This window comes from Microtetraspora fusca (genome assembly GCF_001570365.1).
GTDB classification, from domain to species: Bacteria; Actinomycetota; Actinomycetes; order Streptosporangiales; family Streptosporangiaceae; genus Microtetraspora; species Microtetraspora fusca.
On sequence record NZ_BBYK01000068.1, the window covers coordinates 1 to 12,260 of the forward strand.

Annotated in this window: 9 protein-coding genes and 2 tRNA genes; 4 read left to right on the plus strand and 7 right to left on the minus strand. The window is 68.4% G+C overall.

Annotated elements, in window-relative coordinates; all coding sequences use genetic code 11:
* Positions 1 to 291: 291 nt before the first annotated feature.
* The 6 genes from AWQ68_RS32210 to AWQ68_RS32235 all read right to left on the minus strand — a co-directional run bounded on the left by AWQ68_RS32210 (position 292) and on the right by AWQ68_RS32235 (position 8,390).
* Positions 292 to 2,880 carry a valine--tRNA ligase gene (locus AWQ68_RS32210; protein WP_084464646.1) on the minus strand — a complete coding sequence of 863 codons (2,589 nt, stop codon included), beginning with the start codon at positions 2,878 to 2,880 and terminating at the stop codon, positions 292 to 294.
* A 72-nt stretch (positions 2,881 to 2,952) separates the two neighbouring features.
* Complete coding sequence (clpX, locus tag AWQ68_RS32215) at positions 2,953 to 4,236, minus strand: ATP-dependent Clp protease ATP-binding subunit ClpX (protein WP_066947839.1); 1,284 nt, start codon at positions 4,234 to 4,236, stop codon at positions 2,953 to 2,955.
* A 194-nt stretch (positions 4,237 to 4,430) separates the two neighbouring features.
* Complete coding sequence (locus AWQ68_RS32220) at positions 4,431 to 5,093, minus strand: ATP-dependent Clp protease proteolytic subunit (protein WP_066947843.1); 663 nt, start codon at positions 5,091 to 5,093, stop codon at positions 4,431 to 4,433.
* Entirely contained in the window at positions 5,090 to 5,734 is a 645-nt protein-coding gene (locus AWQ68_RS32225; protein WP_066947846.1) for a ClpP family protease, read from the minus strand. The genes AWQ68_RS32220 and AWQ68_RS32225 overlap by 4 nt, the downstream gene beginning before the upstream one ends.
* A 196-nt stretch (positions 5,735 to 5,930) precedes the next feature.
* Positions 5,931 to 7,325 (minus strand): trigger factor, encoded by a 1,395-nt coding sequence (tig, locus tag AWQ68_RS32230; protein ID WP_066947848.1) that lies wholly within the window; start codon positions 7,323 to 7,325, stop codon positions 5,931 to 5,933.
* 198 nt (positions 7,326 to 7,523) lie between these two features.
* Positions 7,524 to 8,390 (minus strand): Sco1979 family transcriptional regulator, encoded by an 867-nt coding sequence (locus tag AWQ68_RS32235; RefSeq protein ID WP_066947853.1) that lies wholly within the window; start codon positions 8,388 to 8,390, stop codon positions 7,524 to 7,526.
* A 266-nt stretch (positions 8,391 to 8,656) separates the two neighbouring features.
* Here AWQ68_RS32235 and AWQ68_RS32240 point away from each other — a divergent pair, with 266 nt between their 5' ends.
* Entirely contained in the window at positions 8,657 to 9,133 is a 477-nt protein-coding gene (locus tag AWQ68_RS32240; RefSeq protein WP_084464627.1) for an ATP-binding protein, read from the plus strand.
* Between the two features lie 120 nt (positions 9,134 to 9,253).
* On the opposite strand, the gene AWQ68_RS32245 is transcribed toward AWQ68_RS32240, so the two are convergent.
* Positions 9,254 to 9,324, minus strand: a tRNA-Gly gene (locus AWQ68_RS32245).
* 89 nt (positions 9,325 to 9,413) lie between these two features.
* On the opposite strand from AWQ68_RS32245, the gene AWQ68_RS32250 reads away from it, so the two are divergent.
* The 3 genes from AWQ68_RS32250 to AWQ68_RS32260 all read left to right on the plus strand — a co-directional run bounded on the left by AWQ68_RS32250 (position 9,414) and on the right by AWQ68_RS32260 (position 12,220).
* A tRNA-Pro gene (locus AWQ68_RS32250) sits at positions 9,414 to 9,487 on the plus strand.
* 212 nt (positions 9,488 to 9,699) lie between these two features.
* On the plus strand, positions 9,700 to 11,433 hold the full coding sequence (locus AWQ68_RS32255) for an ATP-binding SpoIIE family protein phosphatase (protein ID WP_245656316.1): 1,734 nt from the start codon (positions 9,700 to 9,702) through the stop codon (positions 11,431 to 11,433).
* Between the two features lie 88 nt (positions 11,434 to 11,521).
* Entirely contained in the window at positions 11,522 to 12,220 is a 699-nt protein-coding gene (locus AWQ68_RS32260; protein WP_066947855.1) for a hypothetical protein, read from the plus strand.
* Positions 12,221 to 12,260: the final 40 nt, after the last annotated feature.

Consider the following 12,260-nt stretch of genomic DNA (forward strand, 5'->3'; position numbering starts at 1 on the left):
TGCGACCCCAGAGGAATCGCAGCCGCCCCGTCTCCGGGGCAACCCCTCCAAATTACTGCCCACTCGCATTTCTGTCGAATTGCGCCCGAGCAACCGGAATCACCGGAAATTTGGAGGCGATACAGGAACCGTAGCACTCATTTCCGCTGAGGAAGTGAGACGCGCCGGTGAGCCCTGCGAGAAGGAACCTTACCACCCCGCGGGGCCGACCGTGCACGCTTGAGGCAACCTGAGCATCATTCCCACGCTCTGGTCGCCCTAAACCTGCGTCAGCCGGCCCCTGTGCGGTATCTAGGCGGGAAGTGCGGCGAGCTGGGCCTCGAGGCGCGCGATGTCCTCCTGGGCCTGGGCGGCACGGCTACGCACCTTCGCCACCACGTCGTCCGGCGCCTTGGCCATGAACTGCTCGTTGCCCAGCTTCCCAAGCGCCTGGGCCTGCTCCTTGCGCGCGGCGGCGAGGTCCTTCTCCAGGCGCTTGCGCTCCGCGGCGACATCGATGGCCCCGGCGGTGTCGATCTCCACATCCACACCCGCCACTGCGATGCGGGCGGTGGCCGTGAAGGTCTCCCCCGGCGCGTTCAGCCGGAGCAGCGCCCGGACGGCCTCCTCGTGGGGGGCGAGAGCCGTACCGGCGAGGGACAGCCGCGCGGCCACCCGCTGGCCGGGCTTGAGTCCCTGGTCCGAACGGAACCTGCGCACCTCGGTCACGAGATCCTGGAGCGCCGCGATCTCCTCCTCGGCTCCCGGATCGGCCAGCTTCGCCACAGGGACCGGCCAGTCGGCCACGACCAGCGAGTCTCCGCCGGTCAGCGCCTGCCAGAGTTCCTCGGTCACGAACGGCACCAGCGGGTGCAGCAACCGCAGCAGGGCGTCGAAGACGTGGCCGAGAACGCGCTTGGTGTTCTCCGCGACCTGCCCGCCCTGGGAGATCTGGACCTTGGCCAGCTCGACGTACCAGTCGCACACCTCGTCCCAGGCGAAGTGGTAGAGGGCGTCGGAGGCCTTGGCGAACTCGAAGTCCTCATAGGCCGCGTCCACGGACGCGATCACGCTCTGCAGCCTCGACAGCACCCAGCGGTCGGCGGCGGTGAGTTCGGACGGCAGGCCGTCCGACACCGCACCGTTCATGAGCGCGAACCTGGTCGCGTTCCAGATCTTGTTGCAGAAGTTGCGCGAACCCGCCGCCCAGTCCTCGCTGATGGCCACGTCGGATCCCGGGTTGGCCCCGCGCAGGAGGGTGAACCTGGTGGCGTCGGCGCCGTAGCGGGCGATCCAGTCCAGCGGATCGACCACGTTCCCGAACGACTTGGACATCTTCTTGCCGAACTGGTCGCGGACCATGCCGTGCAGGGCGACCGTGCGGAACGGCGGCTGCCCGTCCATGGCATACAGGCCGAACATCATCATCCTGGCGACCCAGAAGAAGAGGATGTCGTATCCGGTGACCAGCACGGACGTCGGATAGAACCGCTTGAGCTCAGGAGTGATCTCCGGCCAGCCCAGCGTGGAGAACGGCCAGAGCCCCGAGGAGAACCAGGTGTCGAGGACGTCCGGGTCCTGGACGTAGCCGGCCGGCGGCTCCTCGTCCGGTCCGACGCACACGACCTCGCCCTCCGGGCCGTACCAGACGGGGATCCGGTGCCCCCACCAGAGCTGGCGCGAGATGCACCAGTCGTGCATGTCGTCGACCCAGTCGAAGTAGCGCTTGGCCAGCTCCGGCGGGTGGATGCGGGTCCGCCCGTCGCGGACCGCATCACCCGCGGCCTTGGCCAGCGGCGACACGTTGACGAACCACTGCAGCGACAGGCGCGGCTCCACGACGGTCTTGCAGCGGGAGCAGTGGCCGACCGAGTGCAGGTACGGCCGCTTCTCGGCGACGATCCTGCCCTGCTGGCGCAGAGCGGCGACGACCGCGGGCCGGGCCTCGAACCGGTCCAGTCCCTGGAAGGGGCCGTGGGCGGTGATCACACCGCGCTCGTCCATCACGGCGATCGACGGCAGCGAGTGCCGGCGGCCGATCTCGAAGTCGTTGGGGTCGTGAGCGGGGGTCACCTTCACCGCGCCCGTTCCGAAGAACGGATCCACGTGCTCGTCCGCGACGATCGGGATGCGGCGGCCGGTGAGCGGGAGCTCCACGAGCTGGCCGACGAGGTGCGCGTAGCGCTCGTCGGACGGGTTGACCGCGACCGCGGTGTCGCCGAGCATCGTCTCGGCCCGCGTGGTCGCGACGACGATCTCCGTCTCGTCCGACCCGTACCGGATGGAGACGAGCTCTCCCTCGTCCTCGCTGTGCTCCACCTCGATGTCGGAGAGCGCGGTGAGGCAGCGGGGGCACCAGTTGATGATGCGCTCGGCGCGGTAGATGAGCCCGTCATCGAAGAGCTTCTTGAAGATGGTCTGGACGGCCCGGGAGAGGCCCTCGTCCATCGTGAAGCGCTCGCGCGACCAGTCCACACCGTCGCCGAGCTTCCGCATCTGGCCGAGGATGCGCCCGCCGGACTCCTCCTTCCACTGCCACACCCGCTCGACGAACGCCTCGCGTCCCAGGTCGTGGCGGGACAGGCCCTCCTTGGCGATCTCGCGCTCGACGACGTTCTGGGTCGCGATGCCGGCGTGGTCCATGCCGGGGAGCCACAGCGTCTCCATGCCGCGCATCCGGGCCCGGCGGGTCAGCGCGTCCTGGATCGAATGGTCGAGGGCGTGTCCCACGTGCAGCGAACCGGTCACGTTCGGCGGGGGGAGCACGATGCTGTACGGCTCACGCCCGCTGCCCGGGTCCGCGGTGAAGAAGCCTTCCGATACCCAGCGCTCGTAGCTACGGGTCTCCACATCGGCGGGTGCGTACTGAGTTGGCAGTTCAGGCGTTGTCACGGTGCCGATTCTATGGCCGTCCGCGTCCGCTCCCACGCCACCATCTGCGGTCGAGGGCCCGCGCGGCGATTTCCGCGCGGGTCAGGCCGACTTCTCCCTGGGCGTGCGCTGCTGCTTCGCCTGGAGCTGGTCCCGCGGCACGAGCGTCGGGTTGACGTGCTCCAGGACCGCCTCACGGGTGATGACGACGCGGGCGACGTCCTCGCGGGAGGGCACCTCGTACATCACCGAGAGGAGAACCTCCTCCAGGATGGCCCGCAGGCCCCGGGCGCCGGTGCCGCGCAGGATCGCCTGGTCCGCGATCGCCTCGAGCGCGTCGTCGCTGAACTCCAGCTCGACGTTGTCCAGCTCGAAAAGGCGGCGGTACTGCTTGACGAGCGCGTTCTTCGGCTCGGTGAGGATCTGGATCAGCGCGTCCCGATCGAGGTTGTGCACCGAGGTGATCGCGGGGAGCCGACCGACGAACTCGGGGATCATGCCGAACTTGAGCAGGTCCTCCGGCATGACGTCGGAGAAGATGTCCGAGGAGTCCACCTCCTCCTTGGACCGGATGATGGCGTTGAAGCCGATCCCCTTCTTGCCGACCCGGGACTCGATGATCTTCTCGAGCCCAGCGAAGGCGCCACCGCAGATGAACAGCACGTTCGTGGTGTCGATCTGGATGAACTCCTGGTGCGGATGCTTGCGGCCGCCCTGCGGGGGCACGCTCGCGGTGGTGCCCTCAAGGATCTTCAGCAGGGCCTGCTGAACGCCCTCGCCGGATACGTCCCGCGTGATCGACGGGTTCTCGCTCTTGCGCGCGATCTTGTCGACCTCGTCGATGTAGATGATGCCGGTCTCGGCCTTCTTCACGTCGTAGTCGGCCGCCTGGATCAGCTTGAGCAGGATGTTCTCGACATCCTCACCGACGTAACCGGCCTCGGTCAGCGCGGTGGCGTCGGCGATCGCGAACGGCACGTTCAGCATCTTGGCGAGCGTCTGCGCGAGCAGCGTCTTGCCGGATCCGGTGGGCCCGAGGAGCAGGATGTTGGACTTGGCCAGCTCCAGGCCGTCGTCCCGGGCGCGCTCACCGGACTGGACGCGCTTGTAGTGGTTGTAGACCGCTACCGAGAGCGCCTTCTTCGCCTTGTCCTGGCCGATGACGTAGGCCTCGAGGAACTCGTAGATCTCGCGCGGCTTGGGGAGGTTGTCCCACTTCAGCTCGGAGGACTCGGAGAGCTCCTCTTCGATGATCTCGTTGCAGAGATCGATGCACTCATCGCAGATGTAGACGCCGGGGCCGGCGATGAGCTTCTTGACCTGCTTCTGGCTCTTGCCGCAGAACGAACACTTCAGCAGGTCTCCCCCGTCGCCGATGCGTGCCACCCCAGATACTCCTTTGCGTGGGACCGCCCTGCTGACGCGGTCACTTCCGTCCGCCGCCCGCTCTGAGTCGGTGCGAAAACGTCATCCCGCTCAGGTATCGACGTTACCGTCTTCCAGACCCTGAGTGAGCCCCCTGGCGGTGAGTCGCACCGGAACGTGCCCAAATGGGCACCGTTCCGGTGCCTTCGACTTCCTCAGGAAGCGATCGCCGCGGCGCGCTTCTTCCGCGTCGGGATGATGTCGTCCACCAGCCCGTACGCCTTTGCCTCCTCGGCACTCAGGATCTTGTCGCGCTCGATGTCCCTGCGGACCTCGTCCGGCGCCTTGCCCGAGTGCCGGGCCAGAATGTCCTCGAGCAGCTCCCGCATGCGCAGGATCTCCCGAGCCTGGATCTCGATGTCACTGCCCTGGCCGCCGCCCTCGGTGGAGGGCTGGTGGATCAGGACACGGGCGTTCGGCAGGGCGAACCGCTTGCCGGGCGTGCCGCCCGCCAGCAGCACCGCCGCAGCGGACGCCGCCTGCCCGAGGCAGACCGTCTGGATCTCCGGGCGGACGAACTGCATCGTGTCGTAGATCGCCGTCATGGCGGTGAACGAGCCGCCCGGCGAGTTGATGTAGATGCTGATGTCCCTGTCCGGGTCGAGCGACTCCAGGGTGAGCAGCTGCGCCATGACGTCGTTCGCCGAGGCGTCGTCGATCTGCACGCCGAGGAAGATGATGCGGTCCTCGAACAGCTTGTTGTACGGGTTCATCTCCTTCACGCCGTACGTCGTGCGTTCGACGAACGAAGGGATGATGTAACGGCCGTTGATATCTCCCGGCCGGATCAGCTCATTCACTTCGAAAGCTCCGCTCATGAGACGGCGCCCTCGGAGGGCACCTGCCGTGCGCTGCGCACGACGTGGTCGATGAAGCCGTAGTCCTTGGCCTCCTCGGCCGTGAACCAGCGGTCACGGTCGGAGTCGCGCTCGATCTGCTCCAGCTGCTGACCGGTGTGGAAGGCGATCCGCTCAGCCAGGGTCTTCTTCACGTAGAGCATCTGCTCTGCCTGGATCGCGATGTCCGCCGCGGTGCCGCCGATGCCGCCCGACGGCTGGTGCATCATGATGCGGGCGTGAGGAAGCGCGTACCGCTTGCCCTGCGCCCCCGCGCAGAGGAGGAACTGGCCCATGGAAGCGGCCAGACCCATCGCGACGGTGCACACGTTGTTCGGCACGTACTCCATCATGTCGTAAATCGCCATGCCGGCCGTCACCGAGCCACCGGGCGAGTTGATGTACAGCCAGATGTCCCGGTCCGGGTCGTCCGCGGCAAGCAGGAGCAGCTCGGCGCAGAGCCGGTTGGCGACCTCGTCGTTGACCTGGGTGCCGAGCACCACAATGCGCTCGCGGAGCAGCCGCTGGTAGAGCTGGTCCTCCAGACGGTACGCGCCGTTCTCACGGCCACGTGCGTCCGGGCCGAGGGTGGTGGGCTGGAAGAAGGTCGGCGGGCTGGTCACAGCGTCACCTTCCGATGCGTCGAAATCGATTGGCTTTGCTTGTGACCTTAACGCGCGGCGCGGACAGCTCATGCCCCGTCAGCTTGCTGTTCGCTGACGGCGCATGGGCCCGCGCCCCCACCCCCGGCACACGGGAACACGCGACCCCCGCCGCGCCGAAGCGCGACGGGGGCCAGGTGAAAGCTGTGGCGAACGCCTACTCGGCGGACTCCTGCGAGCCGGACTCCTGAGCGCCGGCCTCCTCGGCGCCCTCGGCCTCCTGCTCGGGGTTGAGCTCGGCGTAGATGGCCTTGAGGTCCACCTCGTTGCCGGCCTCGTCGGTCACCTTGGCGGCGTCTCCGACGACCGTCTTGGCCTTCTCCCGCACGATCTCCATCATGGCCAGCGTGAGCTGGTCGTTGTCGGCGAGGTGCTGGGCCAGGGTGTTCGGGGCGACACCGAGCTGCATGGCGCGGCGCACCACGAAGTTGGTGAGCTCCTGCTCGCTGACGCCGATCTCCTCGGCCTTGACGATCTTGTCGAGGACGAAGCCGGACTTCAGCGCCTTGGCGGCGTTGGCCTCGAACTCGGCGAAGCGCTCGTCCTCGGTCGTCTGGTAGAGGCGGAAGAACGCCTCGCGGCTCAGACCGCTCTCGGCGATCTGGTGCTCGAGGTTGTGCTTCCTCGCGTCGATCTCGGCGTTGAGCGCGCTCTCCGGCAGCGGGATGTCGATCTTCTCAAGAAGGGCGTCGAGGGCCTTCTCGCGGCTCTGCATGACCTGCTCGACGAGCTTGTTGCGGCGGGCCTGCTCGCGGATGCTGTCCTTCAGCTCGTCGAGCGTGTCGAACTCGCTGGCGAGCTGCGCGAACTCGTCGTCCAGCTCGGGCAGGACCTTCTCCTTGACCGACTTCACGTTGATGATCACGTCGGCCTCCTCGCCGGCGTTCTCACCGCCGACCAGGGTGGTGCGGAAGGTCTTCTCCTCGCCCGCGGACAGCCCCTCGAGGGCGTCGTCGAGGCCCTGGAGCACCGAGCCGGCGCCGACCTCGTAGGAGACGTCGGAGGCCTGCTGCTCTTCGAGGTTCTTGCCGTCGATCTCGGCGCGCAGGTCCATGACGACGTAGTCGCCACCGGCGGCCGGACGCTCCACGCCGGTCAGCGTGGCGAACCGCTGGCGGAGGGCGTCGAGCTGGGTCTGGATGTCCTCGTCGGACACCTCGGCGACGTCGACGACGACCTCGGCGCCCTGGTAGTCCGGGACCTCGAAGGACGGACGGACGTCCACCTCGGCGGTGAACTCGACCTGCGAGCCGTCCTCGATCTTGGTGACCTCGATCTCGGGCTGGCTGACCGGGAACACGTCGGTCTCGTCCACGGCCTGGCCGTACAGCTTGGGCAGGGCGTCGTTCAGGGTCTCCTCGAGAACCACCGCGCGGCCGAAGCGCTGCTCGATGATCCGGGCGGGTACCTTGCCAGGGCGGAAGCCGGGGACACGCACCTGCTGGGCGACCTTCTTGTAGGCGGCTTCCAGGCTCGGCTCGAGCTCCTCGAACGGCACCTCGACGGTGAGCTTCACCCGGGTCGGGCTGAGCTCCTCGACAGCGGTCTTCACGGGGTGGTCTCCTTGATCAAGCTTTTGGTGATCGCGGGCGCGCCTAGCACGGTTACCGCGGCACGTTACGGGCGCCGCGCCCACGTGAGCGGCACGAAGCACCGCCGCCTTGGCACGACCCTCTGGGCAGCCTCCACTGTGGCGGGTGTCCAGCGCCAAGGTGCAGTCTAGAGCAGAGACACGCCTAGGAGCGACTGCTCAGAGATCGAGCATGATCTGTCGCAACATCCCCGCGGTCTCGTCCGGGGTCGTGCTGACCGCGCAGAGCCGCTCCATGACCTCGCCGTACCGGTCCACCTCGTCCCGTTTGTCCAGGTAGAGCGCGCTGGCGAGCTGCTCGACGTAGACGATGTCGGGAAGGTCGGCGTCCTGAAACCGCAGGATGCTGAACGCGCCGCCCTCTGCGGCGTGTCCGCCGAAGCTGAACGGCATGATCTGGATCGTGATGTTGGGCTGGTTCATCAGGTCGATCAGGTGCTGGAGCTGGCCCCTCATGACCTCGACGCCGCCGATGGGGCGGCGCAGGGCCGCCTCGTCGATGACCGCCCAGAACATCGGCCCGCCCTCGCCGTCCAGCACGCGCTGGCGTCCCAGCCGCAGATCCACCCGTCGGGCGATCTCCTCGGGCCCGGCCCCGACGGCGCCGGCGGTGATCACGGCCCGGGCGTACTCCTTGGTCTGCAGCAGACCGGGCACGAACTGGACCTCGTAGGTGCGGATGCGGGCGGCCGCCTCCTCCAGCCCGACGTACGCCTGGAACCAGGTGGGCAGCACGTCGTTGAACCGGTGCCACCAGCCGGGCTCGTTGGCGCGCTCCACCAGGTCCATCACCACGGCGCGGGCCTGGGCCTCCTCGACGCCGTAAAAGGTGAGCAGGTCGGCGACGTCACGCTCCTTGAACCCGACGCGGCCGAGCTCCATGCGACTGATCTTGGACTCGGAGCCCCGGATGACCTCGCCGGCCTCGTCGCGCGTGATGCCCTTGGTCTCGCGGAGCTTGCGCAACTGGGAGCCGAGAAGGATGCGAAGCGCCGTAGGCCCGGAGCCCGGCTGGGTCTGTGTCACGGCGCCTCCCTCTCAGTCGATGCGTGACATGCGCCGAGGGAAAGATCTGAGCCACACCTCAGCCCACACAGTGTCACCACTTCCCGTCTCGATGACAAGGGCTGACCCGATCGTGTCGCCGGAAAACGTCGTGTGCCGCTGCACAAGGCAACTGCACGTGCATTTGGGTCTTGCAGGGGCCGGTCGGCTGTCCCATCATGGCGTAGTGCATATTGGGCTAATGGTGCACTGACGTCAAAAGCGGCTAGCGGGAGGTAAAGGGCAGGATGTTGGAGAAGCCCATGCCCTCCGCCCAGCTATCCCGCCGGAGCGTGCGCGAGATGTTGCGCTCCGCCGAGGCAGCGGACCGGGCGATCTGTCCGCTCGGGCCGCAGGCCGATTCCGTGAAGACCGCCAGGGACGTCACCCGCTCCACTCTGGACGAGTGGGGCCTGTCCGAACTCGGCGACGACGCCGCCCTGGTCGTCTCCGAACTCGTGACCAACGCCGTGCGCTACGCGCTCTATCCCGGCAGGACGCGGGACGAGAGCCCCATCACGTTGGCTCTGATCCGCCTCTCGCCGGACATCCTCCTGGTCGTGGCCGACCCGAGCGACGAGGTCCCCACGCCCAAGAAGCCCGACTTCATCTCCGAGCACGGCCGCGGGCTCTACATCGTCGAGACGTACAGCCAGGAATGGGGCTGGGACGCGCTCGACGACGGCGGCAAGGCCGTGTGGGCGCGCTTCCGCACGTCCGACTGATCAGCAAAACGTGCGCTGATCGGAAAAATCCAGGCGGGCCGCCGCACGACGAAGCGATCCCGCCACATGACGAAGGCCAGGTCATCCGATGCCGGTTGACCTGGCCTTTGCCGCAATCAGAGCGGACGACGGGAATCGAACCCGCGTAGCCAGTTTGGAAGACTGGGGCTCTACCATTGAGCTACGTCCGCGCGCGCCGGTCTTCATCTGGTCTAGACTTCATCCGGTCGTCAGGGCGTAAGCGTACCGGAGTTCCGGAGCGCTCGCGCAATCGACGCAGCGGGGCGTGGCGCAGCTTGGTAGCGCGCTTGCTTTGGGAGCAAGAAGTCGCAGGTTCAAATCCTGTCGCCCCGACGGGTTCTCGCAGCGTGACGGGCCGCCTCCGACATCGGAGGCGGCCTCGTTCGTGTCCGGACGCTCGCGCGCGGCCCCGGGCCGCCGCCCGTATGTGAGCCAGATCGCATCCCGTGACGATCCGGCTTCGTCATCTGGCAAACGCCTGAAATGCGGCGGATCTTCTCTTTACGATTCGGGGACATCTTCTGCCTCTCCGGAGAGAAACGGATTTGAACCGCAACTGCCTGATCAAGGACCCCATTGAGGGGGACCAGTCCGAGTGGCGCCGGAGCAGTGCAGTCTCGGCGAACGAGCGGCTGACCTTCCTGAACGAGGCGAGCCGCCGCATCGGCAGCACGCTGGATCTCGTGGAGACGAGCCGCGAGCTCATGGACGTCGCCGTTCCGCGCTTCGCCGACACCGCGGAGGTCCTGATCCACGACCGGCTGGTCGTGGACGGCGAGTTCCCGTCCCGCGCGCTGGACGGCACGGCGCTGGTCCGGCGGATGGCCCTCGGCGTCGCCGCCGACGATCCGCACGCGTGGGTGCGGGCCGTCCCGCTCGACGAGGTGACGGCCTATCCCCCGGAGCTTCCCCACGCCCAGTGCATGGCCACGGGCACGCCGCTCATGTATCCCCACCTGGACGCCGAGACGGCGCGGCTGATCGGCGGCCGCCTGGACCGGGAGGGCGCCATCGCGGCGCTGCTCACCGGCACCTCATTCCTCGCCGTCCCGCTCAGCGCGCGCGGACGGGTGCTGGGGTGCGCGGTGTTCACCCGGCGGCCGGGCGGCCCGTCGTTCGATGAACAGGACGTCGCGGTGGCCGAGGAGCTGGCCGCGCGGACCGCCGTCTGCGTCGACAACGCCCTGCTGTACACGCGCGAGCGCCGGACCGCCCTGACGCTGCAGAGCAGCCTGCTGCCCGCCGAACTGCCCCACCCGCTCGGCATGGAGATCGCCTCCAGGTACCTCCCGGCGAGCGACCTCATGGGCGTGGGCGGCGACTGGTACGACGTGATCCCCCTGCCCGGGTGCCGCTCCGCACTGGTCGTCGGCGACGTCATGGGGCACGGCACCAGGGCGGCCGCGACCATGGGCCAGCTCCGCACCGCCGCGCGCACCCTCGCCAGCCTGGACCTGCCTCCCGACGAGGTGCTCTTCCGGCTCAACCTGATGAGCCAGGACCTCGATCCGACGCAGATCGCCACCTGCGTGTACGCCGTGTACGACCCGATCACGCGCAACTGCTCGATCGCGCGGGCCGGCCACGTGCCGCCGATCCTTCTCCATCCGGACCGGTCGACCGAGATCGTCGAGATGTCGCCGGGACTGCCGCTCGGCATCGGCAGCGAGCCGCTGGAGACGCGGGAGCTGACACTTCCCGCGGGCAGCGTCCTCGCCCTCTACACGGACGGGCTGGTGGAGAGCAGACGGCGGGACATCGACGCGGGGATCATGGCGCTGCGCCACCTGCTCGCGGGACCGCTCCAAGACCTCGAGGACATGTGCGACCTGACCATCAACAGCCAGCGGCCCGGGCACGAGCGTGACGACATCGCCCTGCTGCTGGCCCGGGTCCGCGATCTCGACCCGGACGAGATGGCCTCCTTCCCTCTGTCGGACGATCCCCGATTCGTCCGCACGGCCCGCAGGTTCGTACGGAACACGCTGTCCGCGTGGGGTCTCACGAGCCTGGCCGACACCACCGAGCTGATCGTCAGCGAGATGGTCACCAACGCGCTCAAGCACGGGTGGCCGCCGATCGAGCTGCGCCTGCTGCGCGGCCGGACGCTGGTGTGCGAGGTCGCCGACGGTTCCTCGACTGCCCCGGCGCCGCGCTCGCCCACGCTGGACGACGACACCGGGCGCGGGCTGATGTTGATCAAGCGGTTCGCCTACCGCTGGGGAACGCGCCCCACTTCCCAGGGAAAGATCGTCTGGGTGGAGCAGCGCCTCCCCTGAACGGGTTCTTGACCCGCTGTTTCCCCGTGCCGTCCGGCGTCGCGGGTATCTTCCCCGGAAACGCCTGCCGTACGGGGGGAGCGGTGGTGTGACCGACACGGACGTGCACGCCGAACTGCTCCGCCTGCGCCGGCAGCTGGCGGCGTCGGGCCGTCCCCGCCGTCACCTCGCGTCGGCGTTCGCGGCCCTCCTGATCGCCTTCGGGTGCGTGCTCGCGCCGCTCTCCATGGTCGCCGTGTGGACGGCGGGCGAGGTGTGGAGCGTGGACGAGGCGGCCGCCGCGCTCGAACAGCGCGGGCTTCCGCTGGATCTCGACGTGAAGCTGGACCACGTCAGGAGCCTGGTGGACGAGAAGCTGCCGCGCCTGTCGCACAGCGCCGTCTACCAGGGCCTGTGGATCGACGCCGCCAGGGTGGCGCGCAAGGGGCTGCGCCTGATCACGACCGGCCGGCTCGCCTACACCTCGCTCGGCTGGATCCTTCCCGCGGCCTCGGCGATCCTGCTCGCCGCCGGCTTCCTGCTGGCGCCGAACCGCCGCAGGGCCGCGCTCGCGGCGGGACTGGGCATCGCCGCCTGCACCCTCGCGCACGCGGCCGTGCTCTCGATCGCGCACGGGGTCTACATGAACACCGTGGCGTCGTACAAGCTCGATCTCGTGGCCGCCGAGCGGTACTTCGACACCATGACGCGGCTTCCCGACATCGGGCTGCGGGTCCTCATGGTCGCCGGCCTGCTCGTCGCGGCCGCCGCGAACTTCCCGCGAAGCGGCCGCCGCCGTACGCGCTGAGCCCCGGTGGACGGTGGGGGTGCCGGAGCCGCCACCCACC